Source organism: Methylophilus sp. Leaf414 (assembly GCF_001425425.1).
Lineage (GTDB): Bacteria > Pseudomonadota > Gammaproteobacteria > Burkholderiales > Methylophilaceae > Methylophilus.
In genome coordinates this window covers 757415-779854 of the sequence record NZ_LMQQ01000001.1, presented here as the reverse complement: position 1 = coordinate 779854, position 22440 = coordinate 757415, and the positions used below count along the sequence as shown (strand labels likewise).

The 22440-nt window shown below is 46.3% G+C and carries 30 protein-coding genes; 16 read left to right on the top strand and 14 right to left on the bottom strand.

Annotated elements, in window-relative coordinates; all coding sequences use genetic code 11:
- Nucleotides 1-16 precede the first annotated feature (16 nt).
- Nucleotides 17-205, bottom strand: a complete 189-nt coding sequence (locus ASG24_RS03830; protein ID WP_055868024.1) for a hypothetical protein — start codon at nucleotides 203-205, stop codon at nucleotides 17-19.
- Between the two features lie 445 nt (nucleotides 206-650).
- On the opposite strand from ASG24_RS03830, the gene ASG24_RS03825 reads away from it, so the two are divergent.
- From ASG24_RS03825 to ASG24_RS03800, 7 genes are all read left to right on the top strand, one after another.
- A complete protein-coding gene (locus ASG24_RS03825) occupies nucleotides 651-974 on the top strand; it encodes a hypothetical protein (protein ID WP_055868021.1) in 324 nt (107 codons plus the stop codon).
- 138 nt (nucleotides 975-1112) lie between these two features.
- Nucleotides 1113-1976 carry an SDR family oxidoreductase gene (locus ASG24_RS03820; RefSeq protein WP_055868018.1) on the top strand — a complete coding sequence of 288 codons (864 nt, stop codon included), beginning with the start codon at nucleotides 1113-1115 and terminating at the stop codon, nucleotides 1974-1976.
- Between the two features lie 207 nt (nucleotides 1977-2183).
- Nucleotides 2184-2633 carry a hypothetical protein gene (locus ASG24_RS03815; protein WP_055868016.1) on the top strand — a complete coding sequence of 150 codons (450 nt, stop codon included), beginning with the start codon at nucleotides 2184-2186 and terminating at the stop codon, nucleotides 2631-2633.
- Between the two features lie 234 nt (nucleotides 2634-2867).
- On the top strand, nucleotides 2868-3035 hold the full coding sequence (locus ASG24_RS14580; protein WP_156376450.1) for a hypothetical protein: 168 nt from the start codon (nucleotides 2868-2870) through the stop codon (nucleotides 3033-3035).
- Between the two features lie 254 nt (nucleotides 3036-3289).
- The gene (locus tag ASG24_RS03810; protein WP_055868014.1) at nucleotides 3290-3823 is read left to right on the top strand and encodes a cytochrome c; all 534 of its coding nucleotides are present in this window, start codon (nucleotides 3290-3292) and stop codon (nucleotides 3821-3823) included.
- 123 nt (nucleotides 3824-3946) lie between these two features.
- A complete protein-coding gene (locus ASG24_RS03805) occupies nucleotides 3947-4252 on the top strand; it encodes a hypothetical protein (protein ID WP_235562297.1) in 306 nt (101 codons plus the stop codon).
- Between the two features lie 106 nt (nucleotides 4253-4358).
- A complete protein-coding gene (locus ASG24_RS03800) occupies nucleotides 4359-4697 on the top strand; it encodes a four-helix bundle copper-binding protein (RefSeq protein WP_055868011.1) in 339 nt (112 codons plus the stop codon).
- 70 nt (nucleotides 4698-4767) lie between these two features.
- Here ASG24_RS03800 and ASG24_RS03795 read toward each other — a convergent pair whose 3' ends face one another.
- The 3 genes from ASG24_RS03795 to ASG24_RS03785 form a co-directional block, all read right to left on the bottom strand.
- Nucleotides 4768-6252 carry a phage tail sheath C-terminal domain-containing protein gene (locus ASG24_RS03795; RefSeq protein ID WP_055868008.1) on the bottom strand — a complete coding sequence of 495 codons (1485 nt, stop codon included), beginning with the start codon at nucleotides 6250-6252 and terminating at the stop codon, nucleotides 4768-4770.
- Between the two features lie 3 nt (nucleotides 6253-6255).
- Nucleotides 6256-6858, bottom strand: coding sequence for a DUF4255 domain-containing protein (locus ASG24_RS03790; RefSeq protein ID WP_055868006.1), 603 nt, complete (start codon nucleotides 6856-6858; stop codon nucleotides 6256-6258).
- Nucleotides 6859-7129: 271 nt separating this feature from the next.
- Entirely contained in the window at nucleotides 7130-7438 is a 309-nt protein-coding gene (locus ASG24_RS03785; protein WP_055868003.1) for a BON domain-containing protein, read from the bottom strand.
- Between the two features lie 186 nt (nucleotides 7439-7624).
- On the opposite strand from ASG24_RS03785, the gene ASG24_RS03780 reads away from it, so the two are divergent.
- The 3 genes from ASG24_RS03780 to ASG24_RS03770 all read left to right on the top strand — a co-directional run bounded on the left by ASG24_RS03780 (nucleotide 7625) and on the right by ASG24_RS03770 (nucleotide 9917).
- Entirely contained in the window at nucleotides 7625-8197 is a 573-nt protein-coding gene (locus ASG24_RS03780) for a hypothetical protein (RefSeq protein WP_055868000.1), read from the top strand.
- Nucleotides 8194-9129, top strand: coding sequence for a Kiwa anti-phage protein KwaB-like domain-containing protein (locus ASG24_RS14575; protein WP_055867998.1), 936 nt, complete (start codon nucleotides 8194-8196; stop codon nucleotides 9127-9129). Before ASG24_RS03780 ends, ASG24_RS14575 begins: the two co-directional genes overlap by 4 nt.
- A gap of 71 nt (nucleotides 9130-9200) precedes the next feature.
- The gene (locus ASG24_RS03770) at nucleotides 9201-9917 is read left to right on the top strand and encodes an alpha/beta fold hydrolase (protein ID WP_235562296.1); all 717 of its coding nucleotides are present in this window, start codon (nucleotides 9201-9203) and stop codon (nucleotides 9915-9917) included.
- A gap of 72 nt (nucleotides 9918-9989) precedes the next feature.
- Here ASG24_RS03770 and ASG24_RS03765 read toward each other — a convergent pair whose 3' ends face one another.
- On the bottom strand, nucleotides 9990-10523 hold the full coding sequence (locus ASG24_RS03765; protein ID WP_055867993.1) for a carboxymuconolactone decarboxylase family protein: 534 nt from the start codon (nucleotides 10521-10523) through the stop codon (nucleotides 9990-9992).
- Nucleotides 10524-10626: 103 nt separating this feature from the next.
- Here ASG24_RS03765 and ASG24_RS03760 point away from each other — a divergent pair, with 103 nt between their 5' ends.
- The 3 genes from ASG24_RS03760 (at nucleotide 10627) to ASG24_RS03750 (ending at nucleotide 12408) form a co-directional block, all read left to right on the top strand.
- The gene (locus tag ASG24_RS03760; RefSeq protein ID WP_055867989.1) at nucleotides 10627-11436 is read left to right on the top strand and encodes an AraC family transcriptional regulator; all 810 of its coding nucleotides are present in this window, start codon (nucleotides 10627-10629) and stop codon (nucleotides 11434-11436) included.
- 101 nt (nucleotides 11437-11537) lie between these two features.
- Nucleotides 11538-12065 (top strand): RNA polymerase sigma factor, encoded by a 528-nt coding sequence (locus ASG24_RS03755; RefSeq protein ID WP_200936963.1) that lies wholly within the window; start codon nucleotides 11538-11540, stop codon nucleotides 12063-12065.
- A gap of 31 nt (nucleotides 12066-12096) precedes the next feature.
- Nucleotides 12097-12408 carry a hypothetical protein gene (locus ASG24_RS03750; protein ID WP_055867983.1) on the top strand — a complete coding sequence of 104 codons (312 nt, stop codon included), beginning with the start codon at nucleotides 12097-12099 and terminating at the stop codon, nucleotides 12406-12408.
- Between the two features lie 60 nt (nucleotides 12409-12468).
- Here ASG24_RS03750 and ASG24_RS03745 read toward each other — a convergent pair whose 3' ends face one another.
- Entirely contained in the window at nucleotides 12469-13383 is a 915-nt protein-coding gene (locus ASG24_RS03745) for a LysR family transcriptional regulator (protein WP_055867981.1), read from the bottom strand.
- 115 nt (nucleotides 13384-13498) lie between these two features.
- On the opposite strand from ASG24_RS03745, the gene ASG24_RS03740 reads away from it, so the two are divergent.
- Nucleotides 13499-14254, top strand: coding sequence for an SDR family NAD(P)-dependent oxidoreductase (locus ASG24_RS03740; RefSeq protein ID WP_055867979.1), 756 nt, complete (start codon nucleotides 13499-13501; stop codon nucleotides 14252-14254).
- 58 nt (nucleotides 14255-14312) lie between these two features.
- On the opposite strand, the gene ASG24_RS03735 is transcribed toward ASG24_RS03740, so the two are convergent.
- Nucleotides 14313-15326, bottom strand: coding sequence for an MBL fold metallo-hydrolase (locus ASG24_RS03735; RefSeq protein WP_055867977.1), 1014 nt, complete (start codon nucleotides 15324-15326; stop codon nucleotides 14313-14315).
- A gap of 91 nt (nucleotides 15327-15417) precedes the next feature.
- Between ASG24_RS03735 and ASG24_RS03730 the strand changes: the two genes are divergently transcribed.
- Both ASG24_RS03730 and ASG24_RS03725 read left to right on the top strand, forming a co-directional pair.
- Nucleotides 15418-16320 carry a LysR family transcriptional regulator gene (locus tag ASG24_RS03730; protein ID WP_055867974.1) on the top strand — a complete coding sequence of 301 codons (903 nt, stop codon included), beginning with the start codon at nucleotides 15418-15420 and terminating at the stop codon, nucleotides 16318-16320.
- Nucleotides 16321-16842: 522 nt separating this feature from the next.
- Entirely contained in the window at nucleotides 16843-18237 is a 1395-nt protein-coding gene (locus ASG24_RS03725) for a PEP-CTERM sorting domain-containing protein (protein WP_156376510.1), read from the top strand.
- A 185-nt stretch (nucleotides 18238-18422) separates the two neighbouring features.
- On the opposite strand, the gene ASG24_RS03720 is transcribed toward ASG24_RS03725, so the two are convergent.
- The 7 genes from ASG24_RS03720 to ASG24_RS03690 all read right to left on the bottom strand — a co-directional run bounded on the left by ASG24_RS03720 (nucleotide 18423) and on the right by ASG24_RS03690 (nucleotide 22412).
- A complete protein-coding gene (locus ASG24_RS03720; protein WP_055826420.1) occupies nucleotides 18423-18857 on the bottom strand; it encodes a heme-binding protein in 435 nt (144 codons plus the stop codon).
- Between the two features lie 90 nt (nucleotides 18858-18947).
- Nucleotides 18948-19424, bottom strand: coding sequence for an arsenate reductase ArsC (locus ASG24_RS03715; RefSeq protein ID WP_055867969.1), 477 nt, complete (start codon nucleotides 19422-19424; stop codon nucleotides 18948-18950).
- A gap of 16 nt (nucleotides 19425-19440) precedes the next feature.
- On the bottom strand, nucleotides 19441-20484 hold the full coding sequence (gene arsB / locus ASG24_RS03710; RefSeq protein ID WP_055867967.1) for an ACR3 family arsenite efflux transporter: 1044 nt from the start codon (nucleotides 20482-20484) through the stop codon (nucleotides 19441-19443).
- Nucleotides 20471-20935, bottom strand: a complete 465-nt coding sequence (locus ASG24_RS03705; protein ID WP_055867963.1) for an ArsI/CadI family heavy metal resistance metalloenzyme — start codon at nucleotides 20933-20935, stop codon at nucleotides 20471-20473. Before ASG24_RS03705 ends, arsB begins: the two co-directional genes overlap by 14 nt.
- Nucleotides 20932-21270: a helix-turn-helix transcriptional regulator gene (locus ASG24_RS03700; RefSeq protein ID WP_055867960.1), complete on the bottom strand. Its 339-nt coding sequence runs from the start codon at nucleotides 21268-21270 to the stop codon at nucleotides 20932-20934. The genes ASG24_RS03705 and ASG24_RS03700 overlap by 4 nt, the downstream gene beginning before the upstream one ends.
- A gap of 174 nt (nucleotides 21271-21444) precedes the next feature.
- On the bottom strand, nucleotides 21445-21951 hold the full coding sequence (locus tag ASG24_RS03695; RefSeq protein WP_055867959.1) for a hypothetical protein: 507 nt from the start codon (nucleotides 21949-21951) through the stop codon (nucleotides 21445-21447).
- Between the two features lie 170 nt (nucleotides 21952-22121).
- A complete protein-coding gene (locus tag ASG24_RS03690) occupies nucleotides 22122-22412 on the bottom strand; it encodes a hypothetical protein (RefSeq protein ID WP_055826407.1) in 291 nt (96 codons plus the stop codon).
- Nucleotides 22413-22440 lie beyond the last annotated feature (28 nt).

Here is a 22440-nt window from a genome sequence, read left to right as displayed (position 1 = left end):
ATCTGTAAAATAATGGCTAGGCATTATCTGAATCAGGGTTAGTCGAAAAATCAGCATCGTTTGAATCATACGAATTCGCCAACATCGGACGATGGCAGGCAAGTAGTAAACGCGCTTTGGCGATCTCCATCCTGGCTTTCTCAACACTGATTGCAGAAACCAGCGAGTTTTCATACATGGATAGAGCTTGATTGGTATTACGCATAAAGACTCCTGCCAATACATGATTTAACTGAAAACTTCTAATGAACCCACAGCATTTTGCATGAGTCAGGCTGAGATCAATTTTCCAGCTTTCAGAAAATGATGATTACTGTCAAACGAAGGCTTGAGTGTAAAAATGAAGTATGTTTTTCAACATAGGTCGGCTACTGATTGTATTGTCAGACCTGTCTGACACAAGTCTTTACGCCTGTTAAGGTGCCTAATTCATGACTAATATCAGGCTAAATTACCCCTCGCGAATTTGACGTTTTTCTCTTGTTGCAACGCTGAATTAGTACAAATTGAAACCGATTCCTACAGTGAAATCAGTTTTTGCCTATGACATGGTTATTAATGTGCCCCTAGAATAAGCTGGAAATTCAATAAAACCGTTTATTTCTGGTTCAGTAGTATTTCCCTTAACAATAAATATAGGAGCAGTAGTTATGCGTAAATTAATTGTGATGATACTTGTAATGATGCCAATGATAGGGACGGCCTGGGGTGCTGATAAACCAGCTAAAAAGCCCCTCACCAAACCTCCGGTAAATAATGCAGTGCCACCCTGTGATAACTCCCCAAACTCAAAAAAACCTTCCTGTGATATGGATTCGGATAGCGTGAATGTGCCACCGAAAATGCCACATGAGCGCGGCGTGATTGTGCCACCAGAAGTACCTGCTGAAGGTTTGCCAAACCGCGAGAAAGATATTCCTACCCCTCGAGAGCCTATGCAGCCTACCTCGTTTGAGAACAATCTGCAGAATTAGGTTACAGAAAGCCACTCTGGAAAAAGCCAGGTGATAGCCTGGTTTTTCCACCTAGATACACATGTCACAGATATACACATGAAGCACAGTAGTTTTGCTAGTTAGCTATCCTGCCAACTAGCCGTTAGGAGAACTTGTATGGAAGCAGCAAAAGAAAAACTTAACCCGCCACAACATCAGGAAGATCAACCGGGTTCGGAAGAAGAGATGACGCCAGCACCAGTTTATATTGATGCTGCATATAGTGCCGGTGCTAAATTAAAAGATAAAGTAGCCATCATTACCGGCGGTGATAGCGGTATTGGACGCGCAGTGGCGGTGCACTTTGCAGCTGAAGGCGCCAATGTGGCGATTGTCTATCTTGATGAACACGAGGATGCGCACAAGACGAAAGCGCTAGTCGAATCTTACGGTAGCAAATGTTTGTTACTGCCGGGAGATATTTCAGATGAAGCATTTTGTCAGCAATCCGTGCTGAATACTTTAAAGCAGTTCGGCAAGCTGGATATTGTGATTAACAACGCCGCCCAGCAATTTCCGCAAAAAAGTATCCTCGATATTACTCAGCGACAACTGGAACATACTTTCCGCAACAATATTTTCTCTATGTTTTACCTGGTCAAGGCGGCATTGCCGCATTTGCCGAAAAAGAGCCACATTATTAATACCACTTCCGTTACCGCTTATCGTGGCAGCCCTGAACTGCTGGATTACTCATCGACCAAAGGCGCGGTGGTTTCATTTACCCGTTCATTAGCAAAGCAGTTGGTCGAAGAAGAGATTTATGTAAACGCTGTCGCTCCAGGGCCGGTGTGGACACCTTTGATCCCTTCCACTTTTGATGAGAAGAAAGTGAGTGAGTTTGGTAATCAGGTGCCAATGAAGCGCCCAGGGCAGCCAAGTGAAATTGCGCCTGCCTATGTTTTTTTAGCCTGCCAGGACTCTTCGTATATGACTGGCCAGGTTTTACATGCAAACGGTGGTGAAGTTGTGAATGGCTAACCATTTTCTACCTGTTGCCGGGTAGATTAATTAGCGACATGTTTATTAAATGTTAACCGTTAAGCATTAGTTTGTCTGACAACAGAATACGTCATTGGATGATAACCGCGGCAGTTACGGTCACCTAAGATAACTTAGGGTTAAATTTAAAATTAGGGATTCAGCCTATTAACCCTTTGGCTGCATCTACACATTAGGAGAAGCGATATGTCAAATCCACAAGATAATCAAGTAGGCCAAGATCAGAAAAATCAAGGTCAGCAGAATCAAAGCCAACCAGGTCAAGGCCAGCAGGGTCAAGGCCAGCAAGGGCAAAATCAGGCAGGCCAAGGTCAACACAACCAAGGTCAACAAAACCAGGACCAGAAGAATCAGGTTCAACCAGGTCAGGATCAACAAAGACAAGGTCAGCAGAACCAGGGTCAATCTAGCCAAGATCAGAAAAACCAGGGTCAGCATAATCAGCAAGGCCAGAATCCAAGCCAACAAGGACAGAATCAGCCTAAGCAAGATCAACAGCAACAAGGCATTGGTGCAGGTACTGAGCATCTTGACCCAGCCCAAAAGCAACAGTCCAATATTGGTAAAGATGAGGCGCCTGGTAGCCAGCCTTTGTCAGGTGGCAATAGGCAAGGTGAAGGCGATAGTGGTAATTAATGCCTGCTACGCTTGATCATAAAAAACCTGGAGTAATCCAGGTTTTTTTTGTTTCAGATAATTGGTTATATATGATGAAAAGGTTGGATATTCTGACAGCAGATTAGGCGCTTTCACGATAAAGTCATTGCTAAAACACTTTTATCATGAACTCACGTTACTATATTTCTCAAGAAACATTTAGGTCATTCAAGTAACGGTTTGACTAAATAACATTCCGAAGGAGATTTAACAATGGCAAATGTACAAAATAACAAAAATCAGCAGCAGGATAAATCCAGTTCTAAAATATCTGGCTCTACCAGCAAAGATCAGCAGCAACATGCGCAAGGTGGAAAACAGCAATCGCCTGGTAGCCAGCAAGATAAATCCCGTCAGCAAAGTAACAAGCAGCACGGCTAGAGTAAGCAAGTTCTAACTAGCTGCACATAGAAAAGCCTGGAGAAATCCGGGCTTTTTTAATGCTTGACTGATGAAATCTTTCCAGATTTGATAGCGAAAAAGATCCTCTGTCCGAATCGTCCTACAAAAGATTGCGCCATTCTTACATGGGCGGCACTTTCTGTTTTATTCATAATCGGTCTGCAAGCAATGCTTATATAAGCAGTGACTACAATAATTTTTCAAGAGAACATTTAATACTAAGGAGAATAAGCATGAATACTAAGCTCGGACTTGGCATGTTGGTGTTGATCACAGGCCTTACCGCCTGTAACAAAAATGAATCCGGTTCTGGTGAGGCTGCTTCTGCAGGTGCCAGTGGACCGGCCATCAAATTCGTTACCACCCAGGATGGTTCTCCAATGGAAATCAAACCTGAGTTATTTGATACGCCTGCTGCGAAAGAGTTTTTAGCCACAGGTAAAAACCCATATGTGGGTAAAGATGATGCGATTAAAGCCGGTAAGAAAATTTTCCAGCTGTATTCATGTACCCAGTGTCATGGCCCTGAAGCAGGTGGCCAGGTAGGCCCGGCATTGACTGGCCCAAATTATAATTATGCCAAAGATGCCACTAACAAAGGGATGTTTGAAACCGTGTGGCACGGTACTAACGGCGGTATGGGTGCAAAAGGTAAAGGCCTGATGGACCCTTCCGACCCTAATAATGGTATTTCACCGGATGAATTATTGAAGGTGATTGCCTGGATTCGTAGCCATGGCAGCCTGACCGGTAACGAGGATAGTTAAGCGCTCGTCATTATCCTACATCACATTCGTAGGCCTGCTTACATACAAGTAAAACGTGGGTAAGTAACATGGTTATCACGCTTCTAAAATAAGAAGCAATCCAATAATTTTTGAGGAGATACCATGAATAAATTACTCACAGTTTTACTTGCAGGTCTGTTTATGTGTACGACGACTACTGCCTTTGCAGCGGACACTAACGCTGGTGCGGGTCGTGATGTACCGCCTGCGCATCAGCAGAAAAAAGAAGTGCCTAACACCACCAAAAATGGTGATTACCTGCAAGAACAGCAAGACAACAACAATGGTAACAGTGCCAACCAAGGCTCTGGTAATAAACAATCCAAGCCTGGCAGCAATATGGAAAAAAGTAAACGCTTCCATGAGCAACCTGCTGATGGTGGTACTAACGTTCAACAGGGTAAATAACCCTCGTTAAATTTACGTTTTCACTCCTTTTTAATAGGGGTGAAAACGTAAGTCACTATTATCAAATGTGGTTCCTGACAGCTGATTTATTATTTGGGAGATTAAGATGAACGAACAGAATTTAAAATTGTGCATGGATCTCTGTAAAAAGGCTGCAGATGCATGTGACAGCTGTGCTATCGCTTGCGAAAGCGAAGCCAACCCGATGATGCGCACCTGCATTGAACATGACATGGATTGTGCCGACTTTTGCCGTTTGACAGCTTCATTTATTGCCCGTGGTAGTGAGTTCGTTGATTTGGTCTGCCAGGACTGTGCTGAGATTTGTACTGCCTGTGCGGAAGAATGTGAAAAACATGCATCTGAGCATTGCCGTCTCTGTGCGGAAGCTTGCAGACGTTGTGCTGAAGAATGCCTCAAGGTAGGTGTTGCAGAGTATGCATAAGCACGATCAAGAATAAAAGTGGAGAGGCTAAGTGGCCTCTCCATTTTTTATATCTCAACGTTGATAAGAACTAATTCTGAGCCATTTTCTGGCTAAATTTCAGAATAATAAATTCAGCTGGCCTCACACTGGCCAACCCGATTTCCAGCAGCATGCGCCCCTCTAAGATATCCAGGGCTGTCATGGTCTTGTTTAAGCCAATAGCTACGTAAAAAGCATGTTCAGGTTTAGCGCCTTGTAATGCGCCTGCACGCCACTGTAGTGTTAGGAAACTTTCAATCATGGCTTTAATTTTGACCCAGGTATTGGCATCGTTGGGTTCAAATATAAATGCATGAATCGCTTGTTTAACGGATGCTTCGATAAAGTTGAAGTATCTGCGCGCACTGATGTAACGCCACTCATTGTCATTGCCTGCCAAAGTCCTTGCTCCCCACACCAGGGTCCCTTTGCCGCTAAAACGACGAATAGCATTGATGGATTTACCCGTAGCATGCACGTTCAGCGTTTCTTGCATGTCATCTGTGATTGCAAATACAGGCTCTAAGACCTCATTGATAGACACATTAGCCGGGGCTTTCCAGACGCCACGATTAGCATCTACGCGTGCATAAATGCCCGCCATTACGCCGCCTGGCGGGATGGTATTCAGGGCTGCCGTCGATTGAGTCACCCAAGTTTTGAATAATTCAAACTGGGAGTAGAGGTCGTTGTATAGCTGCTGTAAAGATTTATGCCCAATTTGAGTGTTTACTGCAGTTGCTTCTATCTCAACACTGGTTCCTGAGGTTTCTGCCAGGCGGATCTGTGCGATCAATTCAAGAATACTTGCGTCGCTGGTGAGGCTCTCCGGCCGGATGACGGTGCCATCTGTTTTGCGCTTGAGGGTCAAATTTGCAAATCGGATTTCTCTGGGAAGAGTACTGATCAGCCATGGCCCATAAGCTGCTCCGTATTTAAGATTCTCATTACCGATCTCGTTTCTGAATGTATCCACGACTTCGCTAAAATCAGTATCGGTTGAGTGGTAACCCAAGTCGCAAATAACGATACGGTTGTGCACCTCTGCACATTGCGCCAGTGCAGCCATATATAGCGGCGCGCCATATTTTTCAGTGGCAACGGCTTCCGGCATCACGATGATGGTTGGCTCAGGGAGCTTTTCAATACTGCTTAATCCCTGAGCAAGCGCTGCTGCAGAAACAGCACTGCTGTAGCCGCCAACTGACACTATCATGCATGGGCCGCCGCCATTAAAAAAATACAAACGCAAGCTGTCATACAGGTAAAAAACATGATCAACCCTGGTATCAGTGACCTGATTTTGCTCATCTAGCCATAGCGTCACAGCCTGTGCAGGCGGACCACCAAAGCAGGATTCATATTCAACTAAGGACGAGATTCTGGTAGGTACCTGCAACAACGAGGCACCATCGCGCTCAGCTTTTTCTGTATAGCCGATAAACACCGGAAATGCGGTTTCAACCTCGGTGACTGTCGGGGGTAGCTTGATGATTTCTTCTATATACACGCCTGGAGTTTTGTATTGGGCCATGATTTAATTTCTATCGCGGTTAGGGGTGGGCAGCCGTCTTTCCAGCATAGGCAATACCTTGGTGTCCGGCGCATCTGTCGCTAAGGTCAGTAAACGTAATTTATATAGTGCAGAAGGCACTGGCACTGCTTTCAATGTCGACCACACATCATGCGTTTCTTCCAGTGTCGGCGAATATAAATCAATCGCAAGCTTGAATTCGCGCAATCTGTCCAGCGCATGCGTCGGCGCATTGTGCGTCATGGATTCGTGCTTCACATTCATCTCGCTAAACAATGGCTGTGCGTGGAAAAACTGCATGGCGCGTCCAAGCATTAACAATGCTTCAGTATAGGATGCATAAGTCGCGGACAGCAACACAAGCAGGTTTAGCTGCAGCGGTGGCGATTGATAAACGGTATGGGAGGGGTTCATGCCCGGCGGCGAATTTTTTAACCCGGCATCTTCCTGAACATTCACCAGCGTCAGGTTTAAACCTTCACGCTGAGCATTTGCAGAAGAAAGATCATGCAATCCGGCTGGCGTGGCATTACTACTGATACCGTACGCCTCTACCAGCTGATGATTTAACTCATTCACAATGATGGTTAATGCATGTGCGATCATGGCTTCTCCCCAGACTGTTCAAGCCATTATAGGACGGTTAGCACGGACGCGCGACCCTTAACGTTGCACTAGTGTAAAAGCTGTATATTGCGAATCAATGAATGGTAAACGCAAAGCCGGGTGGCAACTGAAGATGGTGAGGATGTATTTAGCTTAAGAATAAGAGCCCTGAAAATTAAATACCCATAGGAATTTTGAAATTCCTATGGGCAAGTCCTGCGCTTAGATGTGGCGAGTTGTAAGTCTTGTCTATCTAAGTATCGATTGCTGCTTAGTTAGCAACAACGATTTCGTTTTTAACGGCAGTTACGCCTTTGATGCTCTTAGCAATTTTTTCTGCTTTTTGAGCTTCAGCTTTAGATTTTGCATTGCCTGACAGTTGTACCAGGCCATTGCTATCAGTTTCGACGCTGATGTCAGTTGCGCTAACAACTTTGTCTTTAGCGAAAGCAGCTTTAACTTTAGTAGTGATCACTGAATCTTCTACTTTGGTACCCAATGAGTCACCGTCAGCAGCAAAACCAGCCATAGGCAAAGCCAAAGCACTTACCAGCAATAATGATTTGATTGTATTTTTCATAATGTTTCCTTCTTGAGTGGATTTAGGAGGTTCCATTATTCAAAAATCGCCTCATGCCGTGAATACACTAAATTCTGATAGTAACGTAGGAATGGGCTGACTTGCTTTAGCCACCGTTGCATGCCATTTGATTGCAATGCAAACTGCCTGTATTCTTGGGTGGATCAACTTATCTAAGCTTGCAATATGCAACTGCATTTTTTATCGGCGCTAGCCATTTTTATCAGCGGTTACGCACCGTTGGGCCTGATTCTCATCATCAAGGACTTGAATGAAGACACGCTTCATTTTGAGCATCCGATGCGTGCGCTCGCCATTTTTGTGATCTTCGCACTCAGCGCTTTATTTGCCTTGAGTGCAGCGCGCAATATCAGGCAGGGCGTACCGGTGAAGATTTCCAAGGTATCCAATAAATCCGGCGATATGTTTACGTATACCATCCCCTACATGATGTCTTTTTATAAGTTTGACCTGGGTGACTGGAAATTGCTGTTATGCCTGTTTATCTTTTTGAGCCTGATGTTTGTGCTTTCATACCGTACGCAAAATGTGTTCGTCAACCCGGTGCTGGCGCTGGCCGGTTACGGGCTGTATGACTGCCAGTTCAAAGATGGCACGCAAGAGAGGCAGGGCCTGCTGTTGTCAAAACAGCATTTCCAGGTCGGTGATTATTGCGCAATCAAACGGCTTTCCAATTTAATGTACTTTGTTACTCATGTAGAAGTCACGAAGGAAGCAGGCGAAGGAGAATCTCAGTGACGACTAATGTGAAACACAGCTTACAGGCCCTACGCGCCAGTGATTTCAAGCATTGGGTGACCACTTTTTGGCTGGTGAAAAGAAAGCTCAGCCAGCAGCAGGCAAAATATTCGGTGTTAAAAGTAGATACCGATACCAAACTGGAGCAAAAGCTTAAAAATGCAGTCACCGAAAAAATCCTTGATCAGGACTACCAGCTGGATGAGTACGACTTCCTGACCGCCGACCAGGACAAAAGCCTGTTAACCATTGCTTCGTCTGAGACCGATGTCACCCTGATCCAGGCCGAGATTGAAAAAGGCACCGCCAACGCCAAAGTCGAGCAATATGAGCAACTGCTGGATTCATGGGCGATGGTGATCAAACTGGAGCACCAGGACAAAGCCATCTATGCCTACCGCAAAATCAATAAATTCAATCATGCAGCCCGCCTGTCGCATGTGTCTTTTATCCAGTTCAAAGACCAGGAACTGAAAGACCTGGATGAAAAGGAGATCTTCACCATTGATACCCAGGTGGATTTCTTCACTTATGACGGCACGACTTTCATCGCCAATAAAAAAGAGTTTGAAAAGACGTTGAATTTCCGCGCCGGTATGGAGAAAAACCGCGATGTGGTGTTAAAGGAATTTGTAGACCTGAACATATTCAACGATGCCAGCTTGCTGAAAGAACATATAGGCGCCAACCTGAATTACCTGCGCAAGGTGTCTTCGATCCAGAAAAGCGGCTACTACAAAGACGCCACATTCATGGAAGAACTGGTCAAAGTCAACCAGCTGAAAAACTGGGGGCTGCAAGTCGAGAATGGTGCGATTGTCATCAATGAAGCCTCGATAGACCTGGTACTGACATTGCTGAATAACGGCCGACTGGAATCGCCGATCAACCACGAAATGTTTGATGCTGCCGTCAAGAAAAAAGTCACTTAATATCATTTAATGCCGGTGAATGCCGGCATACCTAAAGTATGCAACTACATTATCAAACGCTAGGCGAGGGGATGCCGTTAGTCCTTATACACGGCCTGTTCGGCTCAGCCGATAACTGGGGCAATATCGCCAAACATTTTGCTCAACATTTCCAGGTGATCAGCATAGATCTGCGCAATCATGGCCGCTCGCCGCATAGTGAGTCGCAAAGCTACGCTGACATGGCAGATGACCTGCTGGAGCTATGCGATGTCTTAGATTTAGAGCAGATTCATTTACTCGGGCATTCTTTAGGTGGCAAGGTCGCCATGCAGTTTGCCACGCAATACCCTGAGCGTGTCAGCAAGTTGATTGTGGTCGATATGGCCATGCGGGCTTATGCGGATGAACACACGCATTTGATCAATGCCATGATGACCGTAGATTTAAGCCATGCGGAATCACGTAATGATATTGATCGCGCATTAAAGGCACCGATCAGCAACCTGATGGTGCGCCAGTTTTTACTGACTAACCTGGTAAAAGTAGAAGGTCAGTTACAGTGGCGGATCAACCTGCCAGCAATCAAAGTTAACTACCCAAAATTTCAGGCTGCATTTTCAGCGCACTTTGCAAAGCCTTGCCTGTTTATTCGCGGCGAGCGCAGTCAATATGTGCAAGAAAGTGATATTGCTGAGATTAAGCAGCATTTTCCTAAAGCCGAATTTATCAGTCTGCCAACGGATCATTGGGTACATGCCGAACAGCCACAGCTGTTTATACAAACGGTTGAAAATTTCCTTGTTTAGCCAGTTAATTAACATCAGCAATCGTCGCCACTTGAATGAATCAGGCCACATCGTTGTGGCCTGATCTGCTGCTTACACTGCGACTACGGGAAAATCAATCTCCGTCTGCGCAATATGGTTGGTGTAGTTGGTCAATGTGTTTAAAGCAACATTGGCAATCACTTCCAGAATTAAACCGTCATCGACACCTGCCAAATGCGCTTCACTCAAGTCCTGTTCTGACAATACCCCACGCTGTTGCACAATTTTCACCGCCAGTTTCAACAATCCATCAGTCACTTCATCGTTTGCCCCGGCGTGGCGTGCGGCCTGGATAGCCTCTGAGTTAAGGCCAGCCCCCCTGGCAATCAGGCTATGCGCAGACAGGCAATACTGGCAACTATTGGCCTGCCCAATGGCAAGTGCAAGTGACTCCCTTTGTTTGGCGGTCAAGCGGCCTTTGGTGACTCCTTCACTTAAGCTGAGGTAAGCATTTAACGCAACCGGTGCCTGCGCAAAAGTGGCAATCAAATTAGGGACTTTGCCCAGTTTGGCTTTGACTGCGTCTAGCGTTGCATTGATCTCCGCACTGGCGGTTTCGCGGTTGATTGTTTGAATTCGTGCCATGATAAATCTCCTTGTTTGGTTAATTAAGACGCTTTGTGCGTTGGAGATATTATGCAATACTAATGATTATCAAAGGTCTCGTTATGTTGATCAGGAGTATCGTTTGGACCCATTATTACCCCTTTTGAATCAGATTTCACTTTCTGCCAAAGTATTTTTTACCGGTGATCTATGTGAAATTGCAAACTTTGATGGATCAGGGCAGGTGGGACATATCCACTTGCTACGGTCCGGCAAGCTAGACCTCATGTGGAAAGGTCAGCCTATTTCACAGATAGAACAGCCCAGCGTAGTGTTTTTCCCGCGCCCCAGCATACATATGCTCACGCCTGTGGCGGGCTCAGCCTGTGAGCTGGTGTGTGCCTCGATTGATTTAGGTGCCAGTGTGCGTAGCCCGTTGGCGACTGCATTGCCAGAATTTGTGATCGTGCCTCTGAATGAAGTGCAGCTCATTGCGCCCACCCTGCAATTATTGTTTAACGAGGCATTTGAGCAAGCATTGGGCAGGCAGGCTGCCTTAGACCGATTGGCAGAGTATTTCCTGATTCAGGTATTACGGCATGTGATTCAGCACGGTCAGTTGCAGCAAAGCATTTTTGCGGCATTGGCCGATACTCGCCTGGCACAGGCCGTGAAGGCCATGCACGAAAAACCATCACATCCGTGGACACTAGAAACCCTGGCCGATGTATCCGGCATGTCACGCGCCAGGTTCGCGGCTAACTTTAAAGCGACGGTAGGCACCACACCGTTAGACTATCTCACCGATTGGCGGCTCTCCATTGCGCAAAACCTGATCAGGCAGGGCAAGCCACTCAAAAGCATTGCCACCCAAGTGGGTTACCAAAGTTCAGCGGCATTCAGCCGGGTGTTTGCAAAACGGCTAGGCATTACACCGACCGAGTGGCATTAGCTGCGCCATCATCTTTTTAAGCATATTTCAGCCTGCATACAATATTTCCAAAGCTGAAACGTCTACACAGCATGGATACACATTTAGAAAACAACTTGCGCATGGCCCAACAAGATTCTGTGATCACAGAAACATTCAATAAAGAAAAAGCCAGGCTACGCAATTTCATCAGAAAAAGTGTCCCGAATGCCGGTGACGCAGATGATATTTTGCAGGATGTGTTCTACGAGTTTGTGTCGGCTTATCGCTTGCCCGAGCCGCTGGAGCAGGTCGGCGCGTGGTTATATCGTGTAGCAAAAAATCGCATTATTGACCGTTTTAGAAAGCAAAAGCAGGAGGTCACACTTGACCAGGATGAGGATGAAGACTCCCTATGGCTGGAATCTATACTTTCGATTGAAACCGAAACCCCGGCCTCAATTTACGAAAGAAAAATGCTGGTTGAACAAGTGATTGCGACGCTTAATCAGCTACCAATTGAGCAACGACAAGTGTTTATCGTACATGAGATAGATGGCAAAAGTTTCAAACAAATTGCCGCAGAAACCGGTGTTTCTATCAACACCTTATTAGCTAGAAAAAGGTACGCAGTGACTTTCCTCAGAGATCAACTGCATGCCAGTGACTAAGCATATTAATGACTAATGATTGGAGAGATGAATGAAAAGTTGTAAAAGTAAATGTGCTGCCTTTGCAGCGTTAGCCGTAGTTGCAATCGCCGCGTTATCTTATGTCGTCATGCTGTTGTGGAACCACGTGGCTGTTTCATTAGCCGATGGTATTCATGCGATTGATTACTGCCAGGCAGTGGGCTTGTTGATCCTCAGCAGGATTCTTTTTGGTGGATTCAGAGGTCGTCATGGGCATCACCACAGGCATTGCTGTGATGGCGCCATGACCGCAGATGAGGCAGAAAAAGTCCGTTGTGGCCTGTTCAGTCGGTTTAAATCCAAACAGGATACGGAGTCATAATGGCAGCATAAAACAAGGAAGGCCACGTGTGAAGAACGGCTTCTGGCAACAGAGGCCCTTTTATATTTTTAAATTTGGGGTAGTGGCAGTCTGTTTCACTTGAGCTGCCAGGTGATCAATAAATGCCCGCACTACTGGTGGTAATCCGCGTCGGGTCGTGAATACAATATGCAGAATACCCATGGTGGTTTTCCATTCAGGGAAAACCTTTACCAGTTTGCCGTCATGCAAAGCTTCACTGCACGTATGGTCAGGCAGCAATGCAATGCCAATCCCAGCGATAGCCGCCTCTCTCACCGTTGAAAAATCCACACAACTCAATATGGGTTCATGCCAGATAGATTTTTCTCCTAACGAAGCATGATGGAATTGCCATTCGATGGCATGGTTCTGGTCCGAAGTCGCAATGGTTGGCAGGCTGGATAAATTGTCCAGGCTAGATTGATCTATTTTTTTTGCCAGCGTCGGTGAGGCCACAAGGATGCGTTCAGAATGGCCAAGCGTCCTCATTACCAGCGAGCCATCGGTATCCAAAACCGTACGCACCCTGATGGCGACATCGATTCTATCCTCGATCAGGTTCACCGGATTATCTCCGGCCACCAGCTGCAACCTGGCTTGGGGAAAGGCCAACAGAAATGAAGAAAAAATAGAGGAGAGGGTTTCGTACAAACCCAGCGGGCAACTGCACCGCACCAATCCTTTCGGTTCGCTAAGTGACTCCGAGACAATGGAATCCGCCTGTTCTACATCCAGCATAATCACTTTGCACCGCTCATAAAACGATTGCCCGATTTCAGTTACCCGAAACCGTCTGGTGGACCGTTCAATCAAGCGTACGCCCAGCCTTTCTTCCAGCAAACCGATTCTTCGACTAATGGTGGATTTAGGGATACGCACGCGTCGGCTGGCCGCTGCAAAACTGCCGCCACTCACCACCTCCGCAAACAAGATGTAATCATTAATGTCACGCATATTGGCTCATTATTGGAACAATTAAACTCAAAAAAGCAGTCTAGTGCATTTATTGGCCCACTGGCAATATTTCATCCATGCAGTGACGTTCATTAATTACTTAAGGAGAAATATCATGTCAACAACATTTGAAAACAAAGTCGTCGTGGTTACGGGTGGCACTAGCGGTATCGGCCTGGCCACAGCCAAACATTTTTCAAACCAGGGCGCTTATGTCTATATCACTGGTCGCAGACAGGCTGAACTAGAGGCCGCCATCAAAACCATAGGCGGTAAGGTGAAAGGCATCCAGGCCGATATGTCCAAGCTGGCGGACATTGACCGTCTCTATGATGCAGTACAGCAAAATCACTCACAAATTGACGTGATTTACGCCAATGCAGGTGGCGGTAACATGTTGCCATTAGGCGCAATTACTGAAGATCACTATGAAGATATTTTTGGCCGGAACGTAAAAGGCGTGATCTTTACCGTGCAAAAAGCCTTGCCGTTGCTTAAAGATGGCGCGTCTATTGTATTAACCGGCTCAACCACCAGCATCAAAGGTACCGCCGCATTCAGTATTTACAGCGCCTCAAAAGCCGCAATCCGCAACCTGGCCCGAAGCTGGATTTTAGACCTCAAAGACCGCGGTATTCGTGTCAATGTGGTCAGCCCTGGCCCGATCAAAACCCCAGGCCTGGTTGAACTGGCCGGTAACGACCCAGCGCAGCAACAAGGCTTGCTGGATTACTTAGGCGCTCAAGTGCCTATGGGCAGAGTGGGCGACCCTGATGAAGTCGCCAAAGCTGTGGCATTCCTCTCATCACCACATGCCAGCTTTATTAACGGGATTGAGTTTTTTATAGATGGGGGCCAGGCACAGATTTAACCTAGCCTAAAATAAAGGCCCTCATTGAGAGGGCTTTTTCACGTCTAAATCTGCTTAATCACAGTCCATCCCTGTCATGAAATTCTGTACGGATAAATGCAAACCCTTCTTTTTGCGTATGAATGTAGCCAATCCCAGGATATGGCAAGTGTGGGGCGGCAATCATGGCCTTGCTTTTAGCAAGTTGATCGAATTGAGTCTGTCGTTGTTTCGCTGCACTAGGTTGGTCAACATCGTAAGTAATGGTGATGTCAGGTTGAGGAAACTGCACCGCTTCAACATGCACGGAGTCACCAATGAATGTAATCGACTGGCCCTGGCTTTCTAACCTGTAGTAGTAATGCCCAGGCGTATGGCCGGGTGTTGGGTAAGCATTAAAATCAGCAAGAATTTTTTGTACGCCACTCAGCGGTTTTACACGGCCCAACGCCACATAAGGCTGCATCGCAGTTTGTGCCTGCTGGAAATAGGCTTTGTCATAGCCATCCACCCCGTTTTGGTTTTTAGCATCCAGAAAAAAAGCTACATCGGCTTTACCTACATAGATATTCGCATTGGGGAAAACGGCTTTGCCCTCATGCACCAGGCCGCCTGTATGATCGGTATGGATATGAGTGATCAATATGTCAGAAATATCCTCAGGCTTCACGCCCAACTTGTTTAAGCGCTCACTAAACTTGCCGCCAAACCCCTTGCCAAAAAAATCGCCCGCACCCGTATCCACCAGTATTAACTTCTTGCCTGTGTTAATTAAAAACACATTGATGGATGCCTCTACCGGGTTATGCAAATGCACCTGCTCCAACAAGCCATCCACCGTTTGCTGGGGCGCGCCTTTTAGCAATGCATGTAAGTCTTGAGGCACCGTGCCATCCGAAATCACCGTGATTTCATACGTACCCAATTTAAACGTGTAATAACCAGTTTCAGCATGGTATTTAGCAACAGGGCTTGCTGGTAATTCAGCTCCGGCAACAGAAGTGTTGGCGTAAGTCAGGCACTTCAACAATAAGCCGATGGCTAAAACCGTCTTCTTGAATCTCATTCTTTTTTTGCCTTGCACATTGCTCATCAATATTCTCCTTTTCATTTAAATTGCCGTCAGAATACGTATAATTAATGATTATTTAAAATTGAATATTTGTATTGGAAGTATAAATATTATGGATATTAAAAGAGCCGACCTCCCTTTATTGATTTCGCTGGATATTCTTCTGGAAGAAAAAAACGTCACCAAGGCGGCGCAGAGACTGAATATCAGCCAGCCAGCGCTCTCTACGCAGTTAGCCAGGCTGCGGGTGCTGTTTGAAGACCCGTTGCTGGTTCCGGCTGAAGTAGGGCGCGGTATGGTGCTCACTGAGCGGGCTTTAAACCTACAGCATAAATTAAGGGCATCCATTAACGAGCTTAAGTTTGCCGTCAATTTCAAATCCAGCTTTGACCCACTCACCTCGCGCCGCAAATTCACCATTGCAACCAACGATAGTGTATTCACGATTCTGGGCTTGCCAGTCTTAAAAAAGGTTCTTTCATTTAATAATCCCGGGCTGCAAATTTCATTCGTGTCAGTGTTTGGCGTGAATGTGAAAGAAGACCTAGAGAAAGGCAACATTGATTTATACATAGGCGATATCAACAAAATGCCAGACAGCCTCAAGGTCAGGTATTTAATGAAAGACAGCTTTATCATGGCGCAGAAAAAAAGGCATGCGCGAGGCACCAAAAAACCGACGCTCAATGAATATTGTCAACTCTCGCATGTCATCGTATCTGCAAAAGGTGACTTATCCAGCTCAATTGATCATTTGTTATCCGAGCAGTCACAAACCAGGAATATCGTGGCGTCTGTGCCCAGTTATAACCAGATTGCTTTGGTGCTCACTAATAGCGATTGCGTCGCCACCTTACCTAAGCAGTTACTTGAGAAGTATCAAGATTCGTTGGATTTGATTGAGCTGCCATTCTCAATCCCGCCTTTCGAGCTAGGCATGGCGTGGCATATAAAGTCTCAAGAGGACGAGGCGATGGTTTGGTTAAGGCAGCAGTTTACACAAGCTAAATTCTAGGAGATCAAAGCTCACGAATCTAATCATCAACTTTGAAAGTGCAGCAAGTTTGAAAGTGTTGCTCTGGCAGATATTCATTTAATTCGCATTTTTAGTGCATGTTATGCACTGTTTTTGAGAATTAACTGGTATTTAGTACCTTTTTCAGCGAATTTAAAGTCAAAACATGTGCGTGTTTTTTACCTTAACACTGTTTTACCTGGGACTGATTGTTAATCCTGAAATCCTTTTATCAAGTGAGCAGTAAAAAAGGATTCCTAAAAGATTACGTCTTTATTCCTAATCATTTCTCATGAATTTTAGAACTTGTTTTTTTATTCAAAAAGTCGTCTGAATGTTTTGAATTTTGATAAGTAATATTTATTTTATTTTAATTTATAAGAATTATTTTTAATTTTAAATTGATGTTTAATCAACCTTGGGTGCACTGGAAAAGCAGTAAAAAGAAATGGCATGTGAATTGCTGTAAGTGAGAAAAGTTTTTAAAAAGCAGCAATCTCATCGTTATCTCAGGGAAAAATCATGAATAAATTCATACGTTTGTTGACAGTTCTATATGTTTTTCTACTTTTTGTAAGTCCAGCCAAAGCTGCATTCGATGTATGGGATGCGGCAGCACCTTGGGGTTCTTCGCCAACTTATTATGCGGGGTGGAATGTGTTTGACGTGCTGCCCCAAGACAACACGCCCGATGCTCCTGGGAGTGGTACAGGGTCCGTGTTTTTTTATCCTTACAATGGCGGGCCAGTTTTTATGACACCCACTCCATATTACGGTAGTGGCAACGTGAGCATGCCGAATCCGTCCGGGAATGTCAGTGGAATCTTGAGCTCAAATATATCGGGGATGGACCCCACTTTGCCGGGTACTTTTGATGTGTATTTGAGGCTGGAGACATACAAGGCGCCGGTACTGACGGATGCCTATTTATTTACCAGCACCGATTCGTATATGGCTACAAGTATCGTTGCCTATTCCGATTCAAATTTCCTGGAGTATGAGTACTATTGGCTGTTTCAGGGAATACCTGCGGACAGCACATATCAATTCAAGGTACTCAACGTTGGCAACCTCTTTAATCAGACTAACTTCACCCAGGTAGACATCGCAGTGGTTGGTTCAGTCACTCCAGTACCGGAGCCAATGAGTAGCAGCTTGATGCTTGCGGCAATGTTCATGTTATTTTTGAATCGTAAGGCAAGTACTTACCTCAAGAAAATATCAAAAGTTAAATTGTTCAAACATGCATTGCTAGTCACAGCCGCCACTACAACAGTCAATGCACACGCTGCCATGGATACATGGGATTCCGCCACACCCTGGGGTAGCGCGACAACTTCAATGTATGTGGGCTGGAACAACTTCGATCAAGTGCCGGTTGATAGCACGCCAGATGTCGTCGGTAGTGGCGGTGGGTCATTCACATTAAATGTTCCAGGTTCAAATTTTTACGGTGGCGGTAATGTGTATTCGCCGCCTAATAACACGAATGGCAGTTACAGCATCGTGATGCAAGGTTCTACCGGTGGCTTTTATGATATTTACCTGAGAATTGAAACTGGTCGTGCTACACCCACAACATTTACCGGGGCAACGCTGATTATTGATGATGATGTTGCGTCTTCACTAGGTTTAAGCAATGATTTTCAGACCACGCAGGTCGTGACGTTTTTTGATACTAGCAGTGGCCTGAATGAGTCAGAGTCTTATTGGGTATGGCACAACATTCCTGGCTCTAATTTTTACAATGTGATGCTCGCGCAGGATTCGCAGGCTTCGGGTAGCAATTACTACACGATCTTTTCGCAGGCTGAGATGGCTGCAGTCGCAATCCCAGTGCCTGAACCTGAAAACAAAGCGATGTTGATGGCAGGATTATTATTGATCGGGATGATGTTTGCGCGTCGGAAACAATAATCTATCCAGTAGCGTCATTATCAATCACGCCAAAGGCGGTGAGCAAAAGTCCGAAGTTATCTTTGATTTTTGTTAGAGTTTATCGACACTCATGAAGTATTTTGCAAGCAGGACTCAAGGTATTCACTTGAGTCCTGCTGCTTTTTAAATAGCGCTGTTAATTAGTTTTCTGATCTGATCTGAAACTATGTACGCCAAGGATGCTTAGGCACATCACAGACACCAGCGACATTCACACCGGCTTGCGCAACCAAATGATCATTCTCAACCGTATCACCACTGACACCGATAGCACCAATCAACATGCCTTCTTCATCCACAATCGGTAACCCGCCAGGGAAAGTGATCAAGCCATCATTGGAATGCTCAATGCCGTATAAAGGCGAGCCAGGCACTGAAAGTTTGCCGATTTCACCAGATGGCATGGCGAAATAACAGGCTGTTTTCGCTTTTTTGATGGCAATATCGATACTGCCTACCCACGCATCATCCATTCTTGTGAAGCTTTTCAGGTTGCCGCCAGAATCCAGTACGGCGATACACATCTTGACGCCGATCTCTTTGGATTTTTCAACTGCTTTATCTATGATTTCTTGTGCGACTTCAAAGCTTACGTGCATTTGTTTTCCTTATTTTTATGAATGGAACAAATACGACTACCGCAGCCCATTTAAATTCATTGAAAGTTTGTTTGAAACCCAAATTAGCCGCTAGGTGATGTTTTCGCCTATGCGCTGCAATTCTTTTTGCAGTTTATCTTTATCTGCCAGAAACTCGGCATCCAGCGTTAAGAGTGCCTCTATGCGTTTGCGCAGCGTGGAGTAAGCTTTGAAGAATGAGGCTTCTATTTCAGCTTCGCTTCCCGTTGCTTTTGCAGGGTCATCAACGCCCCAATGTGCCCTTAATACATTTCCTAAATAAGCCGGGCAGGTTTCTCCGGCAGCATTGCTGCACACTGTGATCACGATGTCTGGCGTTGCGGGCAGGTTATCCCACGACTTGCTGTAATAGCCTTCTGTGGCGATGCCTTCACGCTTAAGCAATGCCAGGGAACGCGGATGTACTTCGCCTGTAGGCTGGCTGCCGGCGCTCATGGCTTGCATGCTTGCCGGGGCTAGTGCGTTAAACGTGGCTTCTGCCAGGATGGAGCGGCAGGAGTTGCCGGTGCATAGAAACAGGATATTCATAGACTGCTTTCAAACATTAGTGGGTCTCGTACCAGGTACGGCTACGGTTGACGATGGAAACGACGGAAAGCATGACAGGGACTTCTACCAGCACGCCGACGACAGTGGCCAGCGCTGCCCCTGAGTGAAAACCAAACAGTGCGATAGCTGTTGCCACAGCCAGCTCAAAGAAGTTGGAAGCACCGATGAGTGCAGAGGGCGCAGCAACACAGTGGGCGACCTTGAGTTTTTTGTTCAGCCAGTAAGCCAGCATGGAATTGAAGTACACCTGAATGATGATAGGCACGGCAAGCAAGGCGATGATAAGTGGTTGTTCCAGGATCTGCTGGCCTTGGAACCCAAATAGTAAAACAAGCGTTGCCAGTAAGGCGGACAGGGAAACAGGCTGGATGCGCTTAAGTAACTTTTCAAGTGCGCCTTGCCCTTTTGCCAGCATGACCTTACGCAGAGCCTGGCTGATCAAGACAGGCACAATGATAAAGACAACCACGGACATAAAGAGCGTGTCCCATGGTACAGCGATGCTGGAAAGGCCAAGCAAAAGCGCTACCAGGGGCGCAAAGGCAAACAGCATAATGGTGTCATTGAGTGCGACTTGTGACAGTGTGAACCTGGGCTCGCCATTGCAAAGCTGGCTCCAGACGAACACCATGGCCGTGCATGGCGCGGCGGCTAAGAGAATCAAGCCTGCGATGTAGCTGTCGAGCTGGTCTGCCGGTAGCAGGTCTGCGAACAGGTGCCTTATAAAGACCCACGCAAGTAAGGCCATCGAGAACGGCTTGACTACCCAGTTAATGAACAAGGTCACGCCTATGCCCTTGCTGTGCGCGAGGACTTCTTTCATGGTGCTGAAGTCGATTTTTAGCAACATGGGGATAATCATCAGCCAGATCAGTACGGCCACTGGCAGGTTTACTTCGGCAACCTTTAAGCCACCTATGGCCTGGAAGAAGGCGGGGAAGGCTTGGCCTAATGCTATCCCGACCACTATGCAGCCCAGTACCCACCAGGTCAGGTTACGTTCAAAGCTAGAGATTGCAGTTGGGTTAGCAGCAGCCATGATGTTCTTTTGACTTTCTCGGGGTGATTTGTATGGCTTGCGTTACTGGCGTACAGCATGCACTTTCGGTTTCTGCATTGTTAAACGTGGGCGCGCTTTCCAGCGTGCGGTAACTTTCCCAGGCGATGCCGGAGGGATCTTGCACCCAATGCTTGTCTGACCTGGCGTAACAGCAGGTGGTACTCTCCTGGGTAAGGAGTGACATCTCGGCTTGTTCCAGTCGTGTCCTGATCTCCTCCAGCTCTTCTTCTGTTTCAACCTGGATGCCGATATGGTCCAGGCCCGCTTTGGCACCGCGCGAGCTAATAGCGAAATTCACGTGCGGGCTTTCCAGCATCCATTTGGCATAGTCAAGTTTCTCAACTATCGGAGGGACACCAAAAAGCGCCGAGTAGAACCGGACACTTTGCGGGATATTGTCGACAGCGACATGCATGTGCATACGTTTCATGCGTTGTTCTCCGTTTCAGGGTGGCAATTGAGGTCAGGGCAACACACAGCCTGGCCTGCGCAGCAGTTTTCGGTGAGGTAGGCGAGCAGGGTGTTCATGGCTTGATAGTTGGCTGTGTAATAAATAAACCGGCTGACCTGCCGTGAGCTGGTTAATCCGGCATGGGTCAGTTCTTTCAGGTGGAAAGACAAGGTGCTCGCAGGAATCTTGAGCTGTTCACCAATTGAGCCCGCCGGGAGGCCTTCGGCACCTGCCTGAACCAGTAACCGGAATATCTCCAGCCTGGCCTCTTGTGCAATGGCTGAGAGTTGCGTAACTGCTGTTGTCGTTTCCATAGATTCTATATTTCCATAAATATGGAAATAATGCAAGCGCTGGCAGATTGTTAAGTAAGGTGCTTGCTTCAAAAACTGTGATGCGCTTCAGTGAGCGATGAATCACTCTCTAAGAAAGGCGTGATAAAAAACCACCCGGAGGTGGTTTTTCATGGCGGGCTATTTATTTCACTTTTAAACGCGATTGAGTTCTGGATTGCCCCAGTCGCTTTGGAAACGGCGGGTGTCTTCATCATTTTTTGAATTAACACCAATCAGGATGCCACCCTCTTTAACATCAGCTTCGTATTGTTTCAGGGTATCTTCCGGAATACCCCAGCCAATCAGTGCACCGACCAGACCGGCGGTTACCCCGCCAGCACCTGCGCCTGCAATACCTGCGGCCAGTGGACCGGCAATGACCAGACCCAAGCCAGGTACCACAATGGCTGTACCCACAGCGGCGATAGCAGCTGCAATCGCACCTGCCGTTGCACCAAGTGCACCGCCGATAGCCGCGCCTTCAGCCGCTTTGCTGCCCACTTCAGTTTCTAGTGTGGCATTTTTACCATAGTAGCGCTCACGCGTTTCCTCGGACATGATGACGTTGATGTCATTCGCCCCGTAACCCGCTTCAGTAGCAGAAAGATATGCACGCTCTGCACTTTCCTGATCTTTAAATAAACCGGTAACTGTAGTCATAGTCGTTCTCCAAATGTTTTTTTATTAGAGCGACCAGTGTAGGTATTGGTATGGGATGTGACGAGTGTGATTATTCTGATTCGAATGTAGGAAGGCGCCTCAACGAATTAGCATCCAGCAAGTATTGCCATATGTTTTAATTCAATGACTGGTGCGTCAGAATTAGGACGTCAGATCACCTTTGCAACCGCTAATAGCCTTTCGCGATCAGCGTCTGGTAGCTGGTTGGGTGTACAAGCGTATACAGCTACGTCTAACAGCTGTTCCAGTTGATGTTGAATTTTGCCAATATCTTCTGGCATAAACTCATAGGTGCGGTCGACCACGATTTCTAGAAATGTTTCATCAAGATCGTAGCCATGTAAATCGTTGAAAAGTATTCGAGGATATAACGCGTGATTTTTCTCAACGATCTGGATAATTTCTAAGCGTTTTGATTTTATTTTGGCCGAAAGCTTCATTCTCAGAGGTTAGTTAAATTACTTGTTT